Genomic DNA, 19,276 nt, shown 5'->3' on the forward strand with positions numbered 1-19,276 from the left:
GGGTTATTTGTTCATTTGTTCTAAAAATTCTTTAACAATTTTCATATCATCAAAATCATGGCGAACACCTTGAATTTCTTGATAGGTTTCGTGACCTTTTCCTGCAATTAGAATAATATCATTGGCGTTTGCTAATTGACAAGCAGTTTTTATAGCCTGTTTTCTATCTTCAATAGAAAGTGATTTTTTGAAATTTTGTGGTTCAACACCAGCTTCCATTTCGGCTATAATCGTTGACGGATTTTCAGTTCGTGGATTGTCAGAAGTTATTATAACCTTATCGCTCATTTGTGTTGCGATGTTTGCCATTATTGGTCTTTTCGTTTTATCTCTATCACCACCACAACCTACAACGGTTATCAATTGTTCGTTTTTTGTACGAATATCATTGATGGTTTTCAAAACATTTTCTAAAGCATCCGGCGTATGAGCATAATCAACAATGGCTGTAATTTTATCATTTGAAACAATAAATTGAAAACGACCTGAAACACTTTCTAATTCCGATAGTAATCTCAAAACTTCAAGACTTTCTAATCCTAATTCAACAGCTGTTCCATAAATTGCGAGTAAGTTATAGGCGTTAAATGTTCCGATAAGTTTTACCCAAACCTCATTTTCATTAATTTTAAGCAACAATCCTGAAAGTTGATTTTCAAGAATTTGCGCTTTATAATTAGCATACGATTTTAAAGCATAAGTCAACTTTCTTGCATTGGTATTTTGAAGCATTACTGCTCCATTTTTGTCATCAACATTAGTCAATGCAAAAGCTGATTTTGACAAATGATCAAAAAACGATTTTTTAACATCACGGTATTCTGCAAAAGTTGGATGATAGTCTAAATGATCGTGCGATAAATTAGTAAAAACTCCACCTTCAAACTGCAATCCTTCTGTACGTTTTTGATGAACACCATGCGAACTCACTTCCATAAAACAATAGTCGCAACTGATTTCAATCATTTCATTTAAAAAATAATTGATGGTTAAAGAATCTGGCGTTGTGTGAGTTGCTTTATGTTCAACATCATTCACCATAATTTTTACCGTAGAAAGCAAACCAACTTTGTACCCTGCTTTTTTGAATAATTGGTATAAAAGTGAAGCAATAGTTGTTTTACCATTAGTTCCTGTAATTCCAACTAAACGTAATTTTGACGATGGATTATCATAATAATTGGAAGCCATAAAAGCCAATGCCGAATTAGTATCTTTAACTTGAATATAAGTAATTCCTGTAATGATTACTTCTGGCAATGTATCACAAACAATCACAACGGCTCCAAGATTAATTGCTTTTTCGATAAAGTCGTGACCGTTAGAAACTGTTCCACGAATGGCTAAAAAAACGTCGTTTTCTTGAATTTTTCTCGAATCAAATTCAATTTTATTCACAGCAATTTCCGTTGAACCTTTTACAGCTTCAATTGCAACTTTATATAATATGTCTTTTAAAACGATCACGATAATTCTAGTGTTATAATTGTATTTTTTATAATAGGTTGTCCTGCTTGAATCGACTGATTTTTTACCTTCCCAATTCCTTTTACTTTTACTTTAATTCCTAAATTTTCCAAAAGTGCTACTGCATCCATTCCTGGCATTCCTTTTAGATTTGGGATTGTATTTTTTACATTTTGCGCCTTTGTAAAATATTCTTGATATTTTGTTTCTTGTTTAGCTACTTTTTTATCAAGATTTTTGATTTCATTTGTTGACGGTGCATCTGTAAAAATCTTTTGTGCAATTCTCTTGAAAACTGGTCCAGCAACGTCTGCACCGTAATAATTATTCATTGAAGTATTTGGTTTGTGAACTACTACAATGCAAGAATATTTTGGATGTTCAGCTGGAAAAAATCCAACGAAAGAAGAAATATAATGTTTCTCACTTCCTCCATTAGTCCCATAATTGGCTTGTGCTGTTCCTGTTTTTCCTGCCATAGAAAAATCTTTAGAATACAACTTTGCTCCAGTTCCTCTTTTTACAACATTCAACAACAATGATTTTAATTTTTTAATAGTTGCATCGGAACAAATCTTCGGATTGATAATTTGTTTATCATATTTCTTGATGGTTTTATTCCATTCTTTAATTTCAGAAACGAATTGTGGTTTTACCATTTCTCCGTTATTTGCAACAGCATTGTACAAAGTCAACGTTTGTAAAGGCGTCATGGCGACACTATATCCAAAAGCCATCCATGGTAAAATATTAGGATTCCAATTTTTATCTGATGTTTGATGAACTATAGGTTTTCCTTCTCCTTGAAATGGTAATCCAAGAGGTTTATTTAAACCCATTTTGTTTATTCTATCAATAAATTCTTGAGGATTATTTTTGTAATTTTCATAAACTGCTTGAACTAAAATTGTATTTGAGGAAACCTCGAAACCTCTTCCAAGAGAAATTTTCCCATATCCACCTTCATGCGAATCACGAACTTTATCACCTCTATACGTAATTATACCGCCACGACTATCATAAACCTTAGAAGTATCAACTTTGTTATCATCTAAAAGCGCAATCATATCAATCAATTTGAATGTAGAACCTGGTTCGTGAGATTCTGCAACAGCATAATTAATCGTTTCATAATAATTACCTGATTTTTCGTCTCTTCCTAGGTTAGAAATCGCTTTAACTTGACCTGTTTTGGTTTCCATTACAACAACACAACCGTGTTCAGCTCCATATTCTTCTAGCTGTTTCAACAAGGCGTGGTGTGCAATATCTTGAATATAAACATCAATAGTTGAAATTACATCGTACCCATCTTGTGGATCCACTTCATTTTGATCACGAATAGGTTTCCACTGACCTTTAGCGATTTTTTGCTTTAAAACTTTTCCGTCTTTTCCGTTAAGATATTTCCCGAAAGCTCCTTCAATTCCAACTCTTTTTAGTTGACCACTTTCGTCAATTCTTTCGTAACCAATAGTTCTCTCAGCAATTTTACCGATTGGATGTTCGCGAACAGTTTTTTGCTCCACGATAATACCGCCTTTGTAAGCACCTTTGTTGAAAAGTGGAAATTTTTTAATTTTTGAATATTCGGTATAACTTAAATCTTCTGCAATTAGAGTATATCTGCTTTTATTAGCGCGTGCTTTTCTCAATAATGATTGATAATGAGAAGTTGGTTTTCCTAGTAATTTTGACAAACTCATTGCTAAAGAATCGGCTTTGCTTTCGAAATCCTCTGATTTTGGAGCAACAGCATCAAAACGAATAGTATAATTAGGAATTGATGTCGCCAACAAACTACCATCTGACGAATAAATATTTCCTTTATTAGCTGGAATTACGAAAGTTTTTACCGTTCTATCTTTCGCTAATTTTCTATAATAGTCGCCTTCTACCCACTGAATATTAGTGAGTTTTATGGTTATCGCCAACGCCATCAAAAAGATGATGAACGCCATCAGATAAATTCTGTAAGAGATATTTTTATCTTCTACTGCCATATTTTTTTAAAGAAACTTTTTTCTTCTGGTTGTTTAACTTTTATTTTTTGTGGTGGAACCTGAGATGGAAATATATTTCTAGCTTCCATCTTTTTTGAAACCGTAGATTCCATTTTTAACTTCATTAATTCGGAACGTCTATCCACAAATTCGGAACGTAATTCTTTTACTTCATTAGTTAAATCAGCGATTTTGAATATTTTTTGTTCAAATCGATGCGTGTTAGCAATCATGATTATGGCAAGTACAATTAAAAACACAATGAAGCGCCAATTTTTAGTAGCGTCTTCATTGACAAGAAATCTTGCTTTTAATATGTTGTAAATTCCAATCTTCATATTATTTAGTGTTCAGTGCTCAGTATTCAGTGTTCAGTTGTTTTCAAACTGAAAACTGCAAACTATTTACTTTTTCTCTGCTATTCTTAGCTTTGCGCTTCTTGCTCGATTGTTTATTTTTATTTCCTCTTCTGTTGGAACAATTAGTTTTCCTATTAACTTGAATGGAACAGAAAAATTTCCAAAGAAATCGCGTTCTGGTTCACCTTCAAACATTCCGTTTTTCATAAATCTTTTTACCAATCTATCTTCTAAAGAATGATAGGAAATCACACTTAATCTTCCTTCGGGTTTTAAAATATCTAGAGATTGTTCTAAGAACTCTTTCAAAACATCCATTTCTTGATTCACCTCAATTCTAATAGCTTGATAGATTTGAGCTAAAATTTTATTTTTAAATTGATCTGGCAAAAAACGTTGTAAAACCAATTTCAATTCATCGGTTGTATCAATAGATTTTATTTCTCTTGCCTCAATAATTGTTCTTGCTAATGCTGGAGCAACTTTTAATTCACCATAATCAAGAAAAACTCTTTTTAAATTGACATCATCATATTCATTGATAATTTTGTGAGCATTCAATTCATTTCTTTTGCTCATCCTCATATCCAAATCGGCATCAAAACGCGTTGAAAATCCTCTCTCTGGAACATCAAATTGATGCGATGAGACTCCCAAATCAGCTAAAATTCCATCTACTTGTTTGATTCCGTGAAATCTTAAAAATCGCTTTATGTATCTAAAATTTTCTTTAATCAAAGTGAATCGTTCATCTGGTAAAGCGTTTTCCCAAGCATCTTCATCTTGATCGAAACCAAATAATTTTCCGTTTGAACCAAGACGATTTAAAATCTCTTTTGAATGTCCACCGCCACCAAAAGTGACGTCTACATAAACACCATCAGGAATACAATTCAAACCGTCAACTGTTTCTTTTAATAATACTGGATTATGATATTCCATTGTCGTCGTCATTTACATTTCCCATTACATCTTCTGCTAAATCAGCAAAATCTCCAACAGAATCATCTATAGCTTTTTCGTATAAATCTTTATCCCAAATCTCAACAATATTTACTGTTGAAGACAACACAACATCTTTAGTAATTTGAGCAAAATTGGTCAAATCTTTAGGAACAAGAAGACGTCCTAAAGCATCAATTTCAACCACTTTTACACCGGCTTGAAAACGACGAATAAAGTCGTTATTTTTCTTTACAAATCGATTGAGTTTGTTCACTTTTTGCATCATTAAATTCCACTCTGCCATTGGATAAAGTTCCAAACATGGCTGAAAAACAGAACGTTTCAAAACAAAACCGTCTTGAAGCGAAGCAGCAAGTTGTTTCTTCAAAGGCGCAGGCAAAAGCAGCCTTCCTTTGACGTCAACTTTACATTCGTATGTTCCGATTAATGAGTTCAACTAATTGTTATTTAATGATAATGAGCAAAAATATAAAATAATTCTCCACATTTTACCACAAAAATCCACTTTGTTAATAAGTTTTACCACTTTCTGATTTTTGTTAATTACTTTAAAACCAAACTAACTTTGAATAATTATTAACAAAACATTTAGAATCGTTGATTTAACGCAATAAATTGACAGTCAAACAGATTTAGTTGCGAAAAATTTAATAAAAAGTTGTTTTTATAAAATTAGAAAAGCAATAAAAATGAGTTGCAGAAATGTTGATAATTGTAAAATTTCATTAAGAGAAATAACATTAAGAAATTATGAAATTCATCCAAATAAAAGAGGATATGTTTTGAATTAATATTTAAAAAGTTATATTTGTAACAATTGAAAAAATGAGCCAAAGAATATGGATTTAACTGCAGTAAAAGACAAAAAATACAATTATATTGAAGTTGGGGAAGGAACTCCGATTGTTATATTGCATGGCTTAATGGGTGGATTAAGCAACTTTGAAGGAGTTGCAAAATATTTTTCTCAAAAAGGATATAAAGTTGTTATTCCTGAACTGCCACTTTACACACAAAATATTTTAAAAACTAATGTAAAAGCTTTTGCAAAATATGTGAAAGACTTCATTACTTACAAAGGTTTTGACCGAGTAATTCTTTTAGGAAATTCACTTGGTGGACACATTGCCTTATATCATACAAAAATGTATCCTGAAAAAGTTGCCGGACTTGTAATAACAGGAAGTTCTGGGCTTTATGAAAGCGCTATGGGTGATAGTTACCCAAAAAGAGGTGATTATGAATACATTAAAAAGAAAGCAGAAGCTGTTTTTTATGATCCAAAAGTAGCTTCAAAAGAAATGGTTGATGAAGTTTTTGACGTAGTAAATGATAGAATTAAAGTAATAAAAACACTTACCATTGCTAAAAGTGCTATTCGTCACAACATGGCAAAAGATTTACCAAAAATGCATGTGAAAACCTGTTTAATTTGGGGTAAAAATGATGCTGTAACTCCTCCAGAAGTAGCTGAAGAATTTCATAAGTTAATGCCAAATTCTGATTTATATTGGATTGATAAATGTGGACATGCTGCTATGATGGAACATCCTGATGAGTTCAATAGATTGCTTGAAATTTGGTTGACAAAAGAACATTTGTAAGATTAAATGATTCTGAGTGAATCAAAAAAAATATCATGAAAATTAATACCGCCGAATTTATAATTAGCAATTCAGATGTAAGTAAATGTCCTTTGGAACGTTTGCCTGAATATGCTTTTATTGGTCGTTCCAATGTTGGGAAATCATCCTTGATTAACATGTTGACCAATCATAAAAATTTGGCAAAAACATCAGGAAAACCTGGAAAAACTCAGTTGATAAATCACTTTAAAATTAATTCTAATTGGTTTTTGGTTGATTTACCTGGATATGGTTATGCAAGAGTTTCTAAAAAAACAAAAGAAGTTTTTCAGGAATTTATTACCGATTATTTTGAACAAAGAGAACAATTGGTTTGCGCTTTTGTATTAATAGACATTAGACTTGAAGCACAAAAAATTGATTTAGAATTTATAGAATATTTAGGCGAAACAGAAGTTCCTTTTTGTATTATTTTTACTAAAGCTGACAAAATTAGTAAAGGAAAAGTCGCTGCTCATATTGCTGCTTATCGTAAAGAATTGCTAGCAAACAATTGGGAAGAAATGCCACAACATTTTGTAACCTCATCTACAGAAGGTACCGGAAAAGAAGAACTTTTAGAGTTTATTGATGGTGTAAATCAAGATGTTTTTAAAGAAATGAATGAGTTTTAGATATTTTCATATTACATACAACAATATAAAAATGAGAAACATATTTCTGTTTATATTTTTTTTATCACTTTGCTCCTGTAATACAACTCATTATTTTACAGAAAATTCGAGTCGAACATCTGGAATTGATTTTTCAAAAGGAAAATGGTTGTTAGGAGACATTGAAGCAGATGCTGAAATTAAAGAAGAAATTACCAAGGTTTCTTTAAATGATTTTTCTGAACATCTTAAAAACCGCATTACATATTATTTGGATAATAAATCATTACTAATACCACAAAAAATAAATTTAAAACCAAACAGAACAACAATTTTAGATTTAAAAAAAGGAACTAATTATGATTTTTATATTAATATAAAATGTGAAGATGAAAGGAATGATTTGACAAATTTTAATGTAATAGATCATGCATACTATAAAAAACAAATGACTTTTGCTAGAGTTACAATTGAAGTTTATGATTTAAATAAAGGCGAAATAACTTATAGCCAAAGTATTATTGGTTCAATAGATGAATTCTCTAGTGTAACATTTAAACCAAAACATAAAGTAATTATGGGATGTTATAAAAAACTTATAAACCAAATCAATAAAAAATCAATAAAAATCACAAATTAAAAAAATGATTCGCATAGCAAACCATTTTTTTATCCTTTTAACTCTAATTTCTCAGCAAAATAATCAGTGAAATCTCTCATGGTTGATGCCATTTTTTCATCTTGCGTAGCTCTTTCAAAAGTATCAGCCATTGCTACTAGCGTTTGATGGAAAAAGATTTTCATCTCATCAACAGGCATGTCTTTTGTCCATAAATCAATTCGCAAAGTTTCTTTGGCGTTGCTATCCCAAATAGACAAAAGCATGGCTTTCGCTTCTTCAAGCTCTACACCACCGTCTTGAGCTGTCCATGTTAGTTTATCTGGAACACGATTTTCATCAAGTTCGACTACAAATTTTATTTCTGATGTGATTTTATTACTCATTCTTTTTTGGTTTGTATTTTGATAATTCGAAAATATCTTTTTCGTTCATTTTTATTAAATCTTGGATAGTAACTTTTGGATTGTTCTCCATAAAAGAGCGAACAATTTGCCATCCAAGCCATTGCCCAATTCTACCAGGAGACTCGTTATCTATTTCTAAATAAAACTTAGAGAATGGAGCTACATTTATAAAACGATTAGCCAATTTAGAATCAGAGCTATACAGCAATTTATCGTTTATAAAATATTCCCAAATGTAACTTTCGTTTTCTTTACTCCATTTTATTTGGTCTTCTGAATAGCCAATTCTTTCGGCATCTGAATATTCTGGAAGCAAAATATCTTTTAAATAAAGTTCTTTTCCAGAACTTATCATCATTGAAAGCAAATCTTTATCTTTTGGATTAGGCAAAACGCCAAAAGCAAAGCTAGAAACAATGTCGGGAAGCATCTGTCTTTGTTCGAAATTTTGTCTTAAGTAAGCTGGAAACTCACCATAAAACTTATGGTCTTTCCCTAAGTATAATTCTAAAGCAATAACTAATTTATCATTTGCATAAATAGCTTTACTATCATTATCCATTTCAGAAATCACCGTGTATATTGTTGGCGTTTTGATTGTTGGAAAATAATATTTGATATGTTTAAATAAATCTTCAATTTCAGATTGCTGCGTACCAAAATTTTTATATTTTTTTTCCACTTCTTGATACAATTCTCTCCATTGTGGATGTTGCATCTTATCAATCCAAACCGCATCTGGCGTACCTTCAGGGAAAAAATCTGGATATTCAGCTTTTACATCAGCCAAATTTTCAGGTTTTGCATCAAAGAAAGCCTGTTCGAAACGAACTACTTTCATTTCGACTGGAATTTCTTCAACTGCTTTTTCTACCTTACTTTTGTTATCACAAGAAAAAAGTAAAAGACCAATTGTTGCTAGATAAAAATATTTTTGCATGTTTTATTTTAATATTTTTGCAAATATACATTACGAATTCTTAATTCATCTCTAAACTATGCCTAAAAAAAGTACAATTCAGGTAGAAAAAGTAAACGAACACATTGTTAGTTGGTTAAAAACTTATGCTAATAACGTAAAAGTAAATGGTTTTGTTGTAGGAATTTCTGGTGGAGTTGATTCTGCAGTAACTTCAACTCTATGTGCGCAAACTGGCTTAACTACATTATGCATAGAAATGCCAATTCATCAAGCTCAAAATCAAGTTAGTAGAGGAAGAGAACATATTGAGCAATTGATGAAACGATTTCCGAATGTGAGTCGTGCTGAAGCAGATTTAACTCCAATTTATGAGAGTTTTAAAACCGAAATGCCTGTTGGCGAAAGTGATACAAAATATCATTTATCATTAGCCAATACAAGAGCACGTTTAAGAATGACAACATTGTATTATTTTGCTGGAATTCATGGATTATTGGTTGCTGGAACTGGAAATAAAGTAGAAGATTTTGGTGTTGGATTTTACACAAAATATGGCGATGGTGGCGTTGACTTAAGTCCGATAGCCGATTTGATGAAAAGTGATGTTTATGCTCTTGGAAGCTATTTAAAAATTCCTAATTCTATACAAAATGCAGCACCAACAGATGGTTTATTTGGTGACAACAGGACTGACGAAGACCAACTAGGCGCAAGTTATGACGAATTGGAATGGGCAATGCTTGAGGACGAAAAAGGAAGTAAATCGGAAGACTTTACTGGTCGAGAAAAAGAAGCCTATGATATTTATAAACGATTAAATTTCTTAAACCAGCACAAGATGAACCCAATACCAGTTTGTGAGGTTCCAAATGCATTGAAATAATATTTTAACATTGATTCACAATTGTTTGCATTTTTTTTTGTAACTTTACAATAGGGATTATAAATCTTTTCTTAAAAAAATTAAAATTATGATAAATGTTTGTCTTGCCGATAATTACCCAGTAGTTCATTATGGCGTAAAATCATATTTTAAAGATCATCCAGAAATTAGTGTGGTCTCAAATGTTGGAAATTTCTTTATGGTTCCGGATGCTTTAAGGAATAAAGAAATCAATGTATTAGTAATAGATCTAGAACTTGATGGTTTGAAAAGTATCTACGAATTAAAAGCTATCATAAAAAATTTTCCTAATACTAAAGTTTTAGTTTTTACAAGTTTGAATGAACAAATTTATGCGCCTAACGCCATAAAAGCAGGAGTTGCTGGATTTGTGCATAAATCTTCTAAGCTAGAAACTCTTGGAACAACAATTATTAGAGTTCACCAAGGAATTGTAATGCTTAGTGATAGTATTAAAAGAAATTTAGCATTGATTGCTAAACAAAATAAAAGCGAACGTCTTTACAGAAAATTATCTAACAGAGAAATTGAAGTACTGCGTTACTTGTGTGACGGAAAGAAAAATAATGAAATCTCTAAGGTTTTAGGACTAAACGAAAAAACAATTTCAACTTATAAACTAAGACTTCTACAAAAACTAAATGTTACTAATTTAGTAGATTTAGTTAATAAAGCTAAGACGTTAGATATCGTATAAAGAAATTCCAATATTTTAAATTCCAAATTCCAATTGATTGTTCGTTGGAATTTGGAATTTTTATTTTGAATACTTACTTAGTTATGTCTAGAAATTACTCTTCCTAATTTTTTGGAAAACATATTGGTTAATCCTAAATAGTCAACTACCATAGATAGTGTTTCTGAATTATCAACTTCGGTTTCTTGCGTTACAGATGATTTTAATTCATCTATAATTTTATTTACTAAAAACCATCTTAAGGTTAGAATGGTTTCTGACACGTATTGGCTTATGGTTTTGTCTTTGGCTTTTACAAATATGTTTTTAGCTTCCCAATTGTGCAATGCTTCTCGCTCGTCATTCATAAGAATTGACGTTACTTCTTGCGATAATTCTGGCGGTAATTGTGATAAATATTTCTCCAATTCAAAGGTTTCATTCTGATTAAAATAGGTAATCAAATCATCATAAATACTTTTGAATAATGGATTAGCAAGTTCGGTTTCATCTTCTTGTAAACTTAGAAAAATCCGTTGATACACTTTATATCTTTTCATTTCTTTTACCTCAACCATTTCGCCTTTTTCATTGGCTTTAAGCAAAACGTCTTCAAATTCATCTTCAACATTTCCGTAAATTAAAAGAATCTCAATGATTTTGTGTTCCAATTCATATTGAATATCAACATTGGCAGCTACAATTGGATTTTCATTTTTTACAACTTCAAAAGCGGTTTGTTCTTCTTTTAGTTTTTTGCCTAAATCGGAAATGTCTTTTTTTACTAATTGTGCTAAAGTATTAAAAAGTACATCTTCGGAAATATCCATAATTCTGGAGGTTTCTTTGATGTAAACTTCTCTTTTAATTCTATCTGGAATTTTGGAAATACTTGCCACCATATCTCGAATTAAATCGGCTTTCTTGATAGGATCATTCTTGGCATCTTTCATTAAAAGTGATGCTTTGAATTGGATAAAATCCATAGCGTTATCTTCAAAATACTGAATCAAATCTTGTAAAGGCGTTTTTTTGGCAAAACTATCTGGGTCTTCGCCATCTGGAAAAGTACAAACTCTTACGTTCATTCCTTCCTCCAAAATCAAATCAATTCCACGAATAGAAGCTCGCAAACCTGCAGCATCACCATCAAAAAGAACAGTCACGTTTTTGGTCAAACGATTTATTAATCTAATTTGATCTGGTGTTAAAGCGGTTCCAGACGAAGAAACTACGTTTTCAATTCCAGCTTGATGCATTTGAATTACATCAGTGTAACCTTCTACTAAATAGCAATTATCTTGCTTAGCAATAGCTTGTTTGGCGTGAAATATTCCATACAAAACTTTACTCTTGTGGTACAAATCACTTTCTGGTGAATTGAGGTATTTTGCAGCTTTTTTGTCGTTAGTTAAAATTCGACCACCAAAACCCAAAACTCTTCCGCTCATGGATTGAATTGGAAACATCACACGACCTTTGAATCGATCAAATTGCTTGTCTTCACCTACAATTGTTAGTCCAGTTTTTTCTAGAAATTCTAATTTGTAGCCTTTTCCGAGAGCTTCTTTTGTAAGCGCATCCCATTGATTTGGAGAATATCCTAAGCTGAATTTCTTTATAGTATTATTAGTAAATCCACGTTCTTTAAAATAAGAAAGCGCAATTGCTTTTCCTTCTTCGGAATTGAGCAAAATGTCTTGAAAATATTTAGAAGCAAATTCTGAAACTAGAAATAAACTTTCTTTTTCGTTTGCAACGACTTTATCTTCCTCTGAAAGTTCGGTTTCTTCAACTTCAATATTGTATTTTTTTGCTAAAAATCGAATGGCTTCAGGATAAGTAAATTGAGAATGCTCCATCAAAAAAGCAATGGCATTTCCACCTTTTCCTGACGAAAAATCTTTCCAAATTCCTTTAGCAGGAGAAACCATGAACGAAGGCGAACGCTCATCAGAAAACGGACTCAATCCTTTAAAGTTACTTCCGGCGCGTTTTAATTGTACAAAATCGCCAATAACTTCCTCAACTCGAGCAGCTTCGTAAACTTTATCTATGGTTTCTTTGGTTATCAATTTTGGATTTTTAGATTTTTATATTTTTGGAAAATCATAAAAATTGTATTGTGTAAAAATACATATTTTTTTAAATAAAAGAGACACGATAAATCGCGCCTCTAAAGATAATAACTAACCCAACATATTTTTAATTAAAATCGAAACGTATTCCTAAGGAAACATTATTTTGTTTCACAACATTATCTTGAAATATTGGATTCAAATCGTATTTAATGTATAAACTCGTTTCTTTATAACCAACGTAGGCACTCAATCCGTAGATGAAATTTGAGGCGTTGAAATCGCCTTTTGCTTTTTCATCATAATCTACATCGTCAATTTCGTATTCGATTTTTTGTTTCGATTTAATTCTTATTCCTGCATAACCTCCAACTCCTAAACGGAAACTATTATGAGTGTTAAAATAGGTTTTGCCTTCTTTTTCTTTTTTCTTAGTAAAATCAAATTCTAAATGCAATGGCGCTACTAAGTACACATTTCTAAATCGAGCACTTTTTAAATCAATTGTACTGGTTTGCAATGTTGTTTGATTTCCATTTACAGCAAAAACTCTGTTTTCTGTTGGTCTCAAATCGTTATACACAAGTGATGCACCATATTTCAAATGCAATAAATTGTGACTTTTATCAATTCTAGTATTGTATGAAACACCCCATTCGTAGAAGCGAGAACCTGCAAATTTAAAATCTGAATTCTCTACAGAACCATCCGTTACAACGTTGTTTAACCCAAGAGCAAAAACAAATTGTGACGTTGTTCTACGCTCACTATATTCCTTGTATTTTTTCTTGTAAACTCTTTTAATTCCATCAGCATCAATATAAGTACTATCTTTTACTTTAACAGAAATTGAATATTTTTTTCCATTATAAATCAGACTATCCTTTTGATTTAAAGGATTTTCAGAACTTGCAATTTTTCCGTTTACTTTTTGTTGAACCAATTCTTTTAATTCTTCTTGGGCAACAGCAACTCGGTTTTCAATAATTGTTGCTCTGGCTTGAGCAAGATCTTTCTTTTTTGTATCTGCCTGTTCTTTAGTAATTGAACCATTTTCTAATTGAACGTTGACTGCTTCAACCTCTGATTTAAGAGTTGCTTTTTCTTCTTTTGTAATGTTTTCGATTTTGTCAGCAATAGCTTTTGCTTTGCTTTCAAAAGAATTATCTACATATTTAGCTACGACTTCTTTTCTCTTCTCCTTAATTTGTTCTTTTCTTTCTTTAATTTGTTCTTTTCTTTCATTAATTTGTTCTTTTCTTTCATTAATTTGTTCCTTTCGGTCTTCTTGAGCTACCATTTTGCTCGCAAAAAGGCATAGTAATAGTGCTAAGTAAATTGTAAAATTTTTACTCACGCGATAATAATTGTCATTTTTGTATTCGTGAATCTTCGATTTCATGATTTCTAATTTGTTAAGTGATTAATTGATGATTTTATTCTTGATTTCTATTGGCAAGTGCCACTTTTAGTTCTTGGTAATTTTTACCGATTCTATTGATTACTTTTTGTCTGAATGTTTGTTCTAATTCTCCATCAACTTGAGAAAGTAAATTTTTAGCATCTACTTTTACATTCGATTTTTTGTTTACTGATTGTTTTGCAAAATTTTCAAGACCTGCTAATAATTCTTCATCTGACATAACTTCTTTATTACTTCCGCTTATAACTTGACTTCCCGTACTTATTTTGGGTAAATCTTTAAGAGCAATATCTGATGAGTTGATTAAATATTCAATTTCTTTGTTGCGATTAATAAGTGGATTTTGAATATTTGATTTTTGATTGCTGATTGAAACTCGTTGATTAGTGGTTGTCGGTTGTTGGTTGTTGGTTGTTGGTTGGTTTGAAACAACTTCCTGATTATTTTCTACTCTTGGGGTTGAAATTCCATTGATCATTTTTTGAATTGTATCGTTTTTTTCAGAAGTAACTACATCATTTTTAGGTTGAATTTCGGGGCCATTTTGTGTGAAAAATAACATCCCAACTGTTAGCAAAACCGTAATGCTGGCAGCAATAAATAAAAACCCAAAAGGCCGTCTTGTTTTTTTTTCTTCAGCTTCCGAAAGCATAGCATCCAATCTATTCCAAGCTTGAGTTGAGGGTTGAATTTCTCTAGAATGCAACTTTTCTCTTATTTGATTTTCTAATTTATTCGGTTCCATTGTTGTAGTTTTTTAGTTTACTAATATTCTCTTGAAGCATTTTTCGTGCATGATACAACTGCGATTTTGATGTTCCTTCATTAATTCCGAGCATTTCTGCAATTTCTTGATGCTTATATCCTTCAATCGCATAAAGGTTGAACACCATTTTATATCCGTCAGGTAAATTGTCTATTAAAAATTGAATGTCTTCAACAGAAAACTGACTTTCTATGTTATTGAAGCTTTCTTCAAAATAATTCTCATCCTCAATGAACTTTACTTTTTTCTGAACTCTGATATAAGAAATACATTCATTTATCATTATTCTTCTTATCCAACCTTCAAAACTTCCTTCGTGTTTGAAATTTTTTAAATTGGTGAAGACTTTCATAAAAGCAGTAATCATTATGTCTTCAGCTTGATGTAAATCTTTAATATACTGCCTACATACACTTAACATTTTTGGAGAAAATTTAGAATAAATCTTGTGTTGTGCATGACGATTATTCTCGACAGCCAATTCGATTAATTCTTTTTCTTCTTGATGTAAGTTGATTACTTTCATTTAGGTTTTTGATTGAAGATTACTGATTTTTGATTTCAGAACTTCAGACTTCTATTAGCATAGACGATTGTAGTTGCAAAAAGGTTGTATGATAATGTGAAAATTTATCAATTATTTAATATAGCAATTGTAAAACACTCAATTACAAATAATTAAATTGTTACATCAATCAATTGTTACATTAATTAATTATTACATTATTTCTTTCTTTCAATAACGTAGTTTACCATTAAGATCAAACTATCTTTATAAGTAGAATTTGGGAAGTTTTGAATTAAAGCAAGAGCTTCTTGTTGGAATTGTGCCATTTTTTGTTCGGCGTAAGTAAGTCCTTTTTTGTCTTTTACAAATTGAATAACTTCTTTAACTCGCTTTTTGTCTTTATTGTGGTTTTTTATAGAGTTGATGCACCAACTTTTTTCTTTATCAGAACAATTATTTAGAGCATAAATTAGTGGTAGCGTCATTTTTTGTTCTTTGATGTCAATTCCTGTTGGTTTTCCAATAGCTTCATCGGTGTAATCAAATAAGTCGTCTTTTATTTGAAAAGCCATTCCTATAAGTTCACCAAATTTACGCATAGTTTCAACTTGAGCTTCATCTTCTGAAACCGAACGAGCTCCTAGTGCACAACAAGCTGCAATAAGTGTAGCTGTTTTTTGGCGGATGATTTCGTAATAAATATCTTCAGTAATATCTAAACGTCTTGCTTTTTCAATTTGAAGTAATTCTCCTTCGCTCATTTCACGAACAGCAACAGATATTATTCGGAGTAAATCGAAATCGCCATGATCTATAGAAAGCAATAAACCTTTTGAAAGTAAATAATCTCCAACAAGGACTGCAATTTTGTTTTTCCAAAGTGCATTTATTGAGAAAAAACCTCTTCTACGATTACTATCATCAACGACATCATCGTGAACCAAAGTTGCGGTGTGAATCAATTCAATTACACATGCGCCACGATACGTTCGTTCTTCAACACTTCCACCTGAAATCATTTTTGCAGTTAAGAAAACAAACATTGGTCGCATTTGTTTTCCTTTTCTGTTTACAATATAATAGGTGATTCTATTTAATAACGCTACTTTAGAAGACATCGACTCGTAGAACTTTTTTTCGAAAAGTTCCATTTCTTGCAGAATAGGTTGTTTTATTTGCGAAGTGATATTCATTGGTTTCAAAGGTAGTTAAATTGAAAATACTTCACAAAAGATGGCGTTAAGCTTATAAAAAAATTATGATTTGTTGGCTAATTGACCACAAGCGGCATCAATATCTTTTCCACGACTTCTTCTGACTTTGGCTACTATATCATATTTAGAAAGCTCTTTGATGTAAAGATTTATAGCTTCGTCTGATGCTTGTTGGAATTCGCCATCGTCAATAGGATTATATTCGATAAGATTGACCTTACATGGAACATACTTACAGAATTTTACCAAAGCATCAACTGCTTCTTTATTATCGTTTATCCCTTTCCAAACTACATATTCGTAGGTGATTTTGCTTTTGGTTTTTCTGTACCAATATTCTAAAGATTCTCGTAAATCGGCTAATGGAAAATTCTTACTAAAAGGCATAATTCGAGCGCGAACCTCATCAATTGCTGAATGTAAAGAAACTGCCAATTTGAATTTCACTTCGTCATCAGCCATTTTCTTAATCATTTTAGGAATTCCTGAAGTTGAAACCGTAATTCTCTTTGGTGACATTCCTAAACCTTCATCAGAAGTAATCATGTCTATGGCTTTAATAACATTGTTATAATTCATCAAAGGCTCTCCCATTCCCATAAAAACTATATTTGAAAGAGGTCTGTTATGATAAATTTTACTTTCATTATCAATAGCTAGAACTTGGTCGTAAATCTCACCTGGTTCAAGATTTCGCATTCTTTTTAATCGAGCAGTCGCACAAAAATTACAATCCAAACTACAACCAACTTGTGAAGAAACACAAGCTGTAGTTCTTGTATTTGTTGGAATTAAAACCGACTCTACAATTAAACCATCGTGAAGTCGGACGGCATTTTTAACTGTTCCATCTTCACTGCGTTGCATCGTATCCACTTTGATATGATTGATTACAAAATTTGCTTCAAGCATAGCCCGAGTTTCTTTGGAAACATTAGTCATATCTTCAAAGGAATGTGCTCCTTTGCTCCAAAGCCATTCATAAACTTGATTTCCTCGAAAAGCTTTATCGCCATTGGCAACAAAAAATTCACGAAGTTGTTCTTTAGTTATAGTTCGAATGTCTTTTTTCTCAATCATGGTGCAAAGGTAAAACAATTTGTTGATTTGGTCATTTGTCTATTGTAATTTGTAATTTTGCATAAAATAGAGCATCATGCATTTCATATCAGAAGAATTAGAAAATTACGTTGAGCAACATTCACAAAATGAACCTGAATTGTTGGTAAAACTATTTAAAGAAACCCATCAAAAAATATTACAGCCTAGAATGTTGAGTGGCCATTTTCAAGGAAGAGTCTTGAGCATGTTGTCAAAAATCATTAATCCAAAAAACATTCTAGAAATTGGAACTTATACTGGTTATGCAGCATTATGTTTAGCTGAAGGAATGCAAAAAGAAGGCACATTAGACACAATAGACGTAAAAGAGGAATTGGTGTCTATACAACAAAAATACTTTGATTTATCACCTTGGAAAGGACAAATCTTTGCACATCTAGGTGATGCTTTAGAAATTATTCCTACGTTAAATAAGAAATATGATTTGGTTTTTATTGATGCTGACAAAGAAAACTACATCAATTATTTCAACATGATTGTTCCAATGATGAACAAAGGCGGAATTATTTTATCTGATAATGTACTTTGGAGTGGAAAAGTTTTGGAAGAACTGAATCCGAAAGATATGAGCACAAAAATACTTTTGGAATACAATCAAATAGTTAATAACGATGCAAGAGTTGAAACTGTTTTACTTCCTATTCGTGATGGTTTGACTGTTTCTAGAGTGCTTTAATCCTTTAGAATATACTTCTGATATATTTTATAGAAAACAAATCCGAAAGTAGCTCCAAAAGCGTATCCTGTTAGAATGTCTGTTGGAAAATGTAGTCCAAGATAAATTCTACTGAATGCAAATATTAGCGGAAATAAGAATAGCAACAAGGCATATTTGTAATATCTTCTAATTATTAAAAATACAAAAACAGTTGTTGCCATTGAATTCGTAGCATGACCTGAAAAGAAACTATAGGAATCACTTGGTTTCACAATTCTAATGATGTTTTTCAAATCTAAATCATTACAAGGACGCAATCTTTGAAAATGATTTTTAAAAAAATTGGAAGTTTGATCGCTTACTAAAATCAACAATGCGATGAATACCAATGCGATTAGAAAGTTTTTCCAACCTATTTTCTTTGCCAAAAAATAAAAAACAAGAAGAAAAAAAGGTGTCCAATATTCTTGTACAGTGATTGTCAACCAAAATCCATCAAAAAATTCGGAGCCTAATCCGTTTAAGAAAACCAATAAATCTTTGTCTATCGCAATGATTTTTTCGAGCATTACCTTTGTCTTTTTATAGGTCCGGTTAGACTTTCTAAATCTTCTTTAATTTCATTGATACCCGAAGTGGCATCAGTTAAAGTATTAGAAGTAAAATCTGGTGGAGTAACCGAAACGCTTTCTTTTACTTTATCTACTTCTTCAGTAAAAGAAGAGGTCACTTGCTTAAAAGAGGAATTTATTTCTTCAACATCGGCACTCTTTTGAATTTCAGTTTTAATTTCATTCGTGGCGTGCTTTAAATTAGCCATAACTTTTCCAAAGGTTCTTGCTGCTTCTGGTATTTTGTCTGTTCCAAAAAGCATAAGAGCTATAAAAATGATGAAAATTAATTCGCCTCCACCTATTCCAAACATATTCTTTTCTTTTTATTGAT

Annotated in this window: 21 protein-coding genes; 6 read left to right on the forward strand and 15 right to left on the reverse strand. The window is 31.4% G+C overall.

Annotated elements, in window-relative coordinates; all coding sequences use genetic code 11:
- Positions 1-3 precede the first annotated feature (3 nt).
- From ABD771_RS07410 to mraZ, 5 genes are all read right to left on the reverse strand, one after another.
- The gene (locus ABD771_RS07410) at positions 4-1,467 is read right to left on the reverse strand and encodes a UDP-N-acetylmuramoyl-L-alanyl-D-glutamate--2,6-diaminopimelate ligase (protein ID WP_345092884.1); all 1,464 of its coding nucleotides are present in this window, start codon (positions 1,465-1,467) and stop codon (positions 4-6) included.
- Complete coding sequence (locus tag ABD771_RS07415; RefSeq protein ID WP_345092887.1) at positions 1,464-3,470, reverse strand: penicillin-binding protein; 2,007 nt, start codon at positions 3,468-3,470, stop codon at positions 1,464-1,466. Before ABD771_RS07415 ends, ABD771_RS07410 begins: the two co-directional genes overlap by 4 nt.
- Entirely contained in the window at positions 3,461-3,808 is a 348-nt protein-coding gene (locus ABD771_RS07420; protein ID WP_298120636.1) for an FtsL-like putative cell division protein, read from the reverse strand. Before ABD771_RS07420 ends, ABD771_RS07415 begins: the two co-directional genes overlap by 10 nt.
- Positions 3,809-3,874: 66 nt before the next feature.
- Entirely contained in the window at positions 3,875-4,783 is a 909-nt protein-coding gene (gene rsmH / locus ABD771_RS07425) for a 16S rRNA (cytosine(1402)-N(4))-methyltransferase RsmH (protein ID WP_345092891.1), read from the reverse strand.
- A complete protein-coding gene (gene mraZ / locus ABD771_RS07430; RefSeq protein WP_345092894.1) occupies positions 4,758-5,231 on the reverse strand; it encodes a division/cell wall cluster transcriptional repressor MraZ in 474 nt (157 codons plus the stop codon). The genes rsmH and mraZ overlap by 26 nt, the downstream gene beginning before the upstream one ends.
- Positions 5,232-5,634: 403 nt before the next feature.
- Between mraZ and ABD771_RS07435 the strand changes: the two genes are divergently transcribed.
- The 3 genes from ABD771_RS07435 to ABD771_RS07445 are packed head-to-tail and all read left to right on the forward strand — an operon-like array spanning position 5,635 to position 7,674.
- On the forward strand, positions 5,635-6,399 hold the full coding sequence (locus ABD771_RS07435; RefSeq protein WP_345092897.1) for an alpha/beta fold hydrolase: 765 nt from the start codon (positions 5,635-5,637) through the stop codon (positions 6,397-6,399).
- A gap of 35 nt (positions 6,400-6,434) precedes the next feature.
- Positions 6,435-7,055, forward strand: coding sequence for a ribosome biogenesis GTP-binding protein YihA/YsxC (yihA, locus tag ABD771_RS07440; RefSeq protein ID WP_345092900.1), 621 nt, complete (start codon positions 6,435-6,437; stop codon positions 7,053-7,055).
- 31 nt (positions 7,056-7,086) lie between these two features.
- Positions 7,087-7,674, forward strand: a complete 588-nt coding sequence (locus ABD771_RS07445) for a hypothetical protein (protein ID WP_345092903.1) — start codon at positions 7,087-7,089, stop codon at positions 7,672-7,674.
- 29 nt (positions 7,675-7,703) lie between these two features.
- Here ABD771_RS07445 and gldC read toward each other — a convergent pair whose 3' ends face one another.
- Both gldC and gldB read right to left on the reverse strand, forming a co-directional pair.
- Complete coding sequence (gene gldC / locus ABD771_RS07450) at positions 7,704-8,039, reverse strand: gliding motility protein GldC (RefSeq protein WP_298304690.1); 336 nt, start codon at positions 8,037-8,039, stop codon at positions 7,704-7,706.
- Positions 8,032-9,000, reverse strand: coding sequence for a gliding motility lipoprotein GldB (gldB, locus tag ABD771_RS07455; protein WP_345092907.1), 969 nt, complete (start codon positions 8,998-9,000; stop codon positions 8,032-8,034). The genes gldC and gldB overlap by 8 nt, the downstream gene beginning before the upstream one ends.
- A gap of 58 nt (positions 9,001-9,058) precedes the next feature.
- On the opposite strand from gldB, the gene nadE reads away from it, so the two are divergent.
- The gene (gene nadE / locus ABD771_RS07460) at positions 9,059-9,865 is read left to right on the forward strand and encodes an NAD(+) synthase (RefSeq protein WP_345092912.1); all 807 of its coding nucleotides are present in this window, start codon (positions 9,059-9,061) and stop codon (positions 9,863-9,865) included.
- An 88-nt stretch (positions 9,866-9,953) separates the two neighbouring features.
- Positions 9,954-10,583 (forward strand): response regulator transcription factor, encoded by a 630-nt coding sequence (locus ABD771_RS07465; RefSeq protein WP_298304682.1) that lies wholly within the window; start codon positions 9,954-9,956, stop codon positions 10,581-10,583.
- Between the two features lie 77 nt (positions 10,584-10,660).
- On the opposite strand, the gene dnaG is transcribed toward ABD771_RS07465, so the two are convergent.
- The 6 genes from dnaG to rlmN form a co-directional block, all read right to left on the reverse strand.
- Positions 10,661-12,637 carry a DNA primase gene (gene dnaG / locus ABD771_RS07470; RefSeq protein ID WP_345092916.1) on the reverse strand — a complete coding sequence of 659 codons (1,977 nt, stop codon included), beginning with the start codon at positions 12,635-12,637 and terminating at the stop codon, positions 10,661-10,663.
- 130 nt (positions 12,638-12,767) lie between these two features.
- A complete protein-coding gene (locus ABD771_RS07475; RefSeq protein ID WP_345092919.1) occupies positions 12,768-14,042 on the reverse strand; it encodes a hypothetical protein in 1,275 nt (424 codons plus the stop codon).
- A 34-nt stretch (positions 14,043-14,076) separates the two neighbouring features.
- Positions 14,077-14,808, reverse strand: a complete 732-nt coding sequence (locus ABD771_RS07480; protein WP_345092922.1) for a hypothetical protein — start codon at positions 14,806-14,808, stop codon at positions 14,077-14,079.
- Positions 14,795-15,355, reverse strand: a complete 561-nt coding sequence (locus tag ABD771_RS07485; protein WP_345092925.1) for an RNA polymerase sigma factor — start codon at positions 15,353-15,355, stop codon at positions 14,795-14,797. The genes ABD771_RS07480 and ABD771_RS07485 overlap by 14 nt, the downstream gene beginning before the upstream one ends.
- 197 nt (positions 15,356-15,552) lie before the next feature.
- Positions 15,553-16,530 carry a polyprenyl synthetase family protein gene (locus tag ABD771_RS07490; protein WP_345092928.1) on the reverse strand — a complete coding sequence of 326 codons (978 nt, stop codon included), beginning with the start codon at positions 16,528-16,530 and terminating at the stop codon, positions 15,553-15,555.
- Positions 16,531-16,593: 63 nt separating this feature from the next.
- A complete protein-coding gene (gene rlmN, locus ABD771_RS07495; protein WP_345092931.1) occupies positions 16,594-17,631 on the reverse strand; it encodes a dual-specificity RNA methyltransferase RlmN in 1,038 nt (345 codons plus the stop codon).
- A gap of 76 nt (positions 17,632-17,707) precedes the next feature.
- Here rlmN and ABD771_RS07500 point away from each other — a divergent pair, with 76 nt between their 5' ends.
- Positions 17,708-18,349 (forward strand): O-methyltransferase, encoded by a 642-nt coding sequence (locus ABD771_RS07500; protein WP_345092934.1) that lies wholly within the window; start codon positions 17,708-17,710, stop codon positions 18,347-18,349.
- On the opposite strand, the gene ABD771_RS07505 is transcribed toward ABD771_RS07500, so the two are convergent.
- Positions 18,346-18,900 (reverse strand): phosphatase PAP2 family protein, encoded by a 555-nt coding sequence (locus ABD771_RS07505; RefSeq protein ID WP_345092937.1) that lies wholly within the window; start codon positions 18,898-18,900, stop codon positions 18,346-18,348. The two genes, ABD771_RS07500 and ABD771_RS07505, sit on opposite strands and share 4 nt — an antisense overlap.
- Positions 18,900-19,256, reverse strand: a complete 357-nt coding sequence (locus tag ABD771_RS07510) for a Sec-independent protein translocase subunit TatA/TatB (RefSeq protein ID WP_298304652.1) — start codon at positions 19,254-19,256, stop codon at positions 18,900-18,902. Before ABD771_RS07510 ends, ABD771_RS07505 begins: the two co-directional genes overlap by 1 nt.
- Positions 19,257-19,276 lie beyond the last annotated feature (20 nt).

The organism is Flavobacterium chungnamense, assembly GCF_039539165.1.
Classification (GTDB): Bacteria; Bacteroidota; Bacteroidia; order Flavobacteriales; family Flavobacteriaceae; genus Flavobacterium; species Flavobacterium chungnamense.

Bases quoted from the DNA above. Each gene is read 5' to 3' on its own strand.
- ABD771_RS07415 (WP_345092887.1), bottom strand. From the start codon at position 3,470: ATGGCAGTAGAAGATAAAAATATCTCTTACAGAATTTATCTGATGGCG.
- ABD771_RS07420 (WP_298120636.1), bottom strand. From the start codon at position 3,808: ATGAAGATTGGAATTTACAACATATTAAAAGCAAGATTTCTTGTCAAT.
- rsmH (WP_345092891.1), bottom strand. From the start codon at position 4,783: ATGACGACGACAATGGAATATCATAATCCAGTATTATTAAAAGAAACA.
- ABD771_RS07435 (WP_345092897.1), top strand. From the start codon at position 5,635: ATGGATTTAACTGCAGTAAAAGACAAAAAATACAATTATATTGAAGTT.
- yihA (WP_345092900.1), top strand. From the start codon at position 6,435: ATGAAAATTAATACCGCCGAATTTATAATTAGCAATTCAGATGTAAGT.
- ABD771_RS07445 (WP_345092903.1), top strand. From the start codon at position 7,087: ATGAGAAACATATTTCTGTTTATATTTTTTTTATCACTTTGCTCCTGT.
- gldC (WP_298304690.1), bottom strand. From the start codon at position 8,039: ATGAGTAATAAAATCACATCAGAAATAAAATTTGTAGTCGAACTTGAT.
- gldB (WP_345092907.1), bottom strand. From the start codon at position 9,000: ATGCAAAAATATTTTTATCTAGCAACAATTGGTCTTTTACTTTTTTCT.
- nadE (WP_345092912.1), top strand. From the start codon at position 9,059: ATGCCTAAAAAAAGTACAATTCAGGTAGAAAAAGTAAACGAACACATT.
- ABD771_RS07465 (WP_298304682.1), top strand. From the start codon at position 9,954: ATGATAAATGTTTGTCTTGCCGATAATTACCCAGTAGTTCATTATGGC.
- ABD771_RS07475 (WP_345092919.1), bottom strand. From the start codon at position 14,042: ATGAAATCGAAGATTCACGAATACAAAAATGACAATTATTATCGCGTG.
- ABD771_RS07480 (WP_345092922.1), bottom strand. From the start codon at position 14,808: ATGGAACCGAATAAATTAGAAAATCAAATAAGAGAAAAGTTGCATTCT.
- ABD771_RS07485 (WP_345092925.1), bottom strand. From the start codon at position 15,355: ATGAAAGTAATCAACTTACATCAAGAAGAAAAAGAATTAATCGAATTG.
- ABD771_RS07490 (WP_345092928.1), bottom strand. From the start codon at position 16,530: ATGAATATCACTTCGCAAATAAAACAACCTATTCTGCAAGAAATGGAA.
- rlmN (WP_345092931.1), bottom strand. From the start codon at position 17,631: ATGATTGAGAAAAAAGACATTCGAACTATAACTAAAGAACAACTTCGT.
- ABD771_RS07500 (WP_345092934.1), top strand. From the start codon at position 17,708: ATGCATTTCATATCAGAAGAATTAGAAAATTACGTTGAGCAACATTCA.
- ABD771_RS07505 (WP_345092937.1), bottom strand. From the start codon at position 18,900: ATGCTCGAAAAAATCATTGCGATAGACAAAGATTTATTGGTTTTCTTA.
- ABD771_RS07510 (WP_298304652.1), bottom strand. From the start codon at position 19,256: ATGTTTGGAATAGGTGGAGGCGAATTAATTTTCATCATTTTTATAGCT.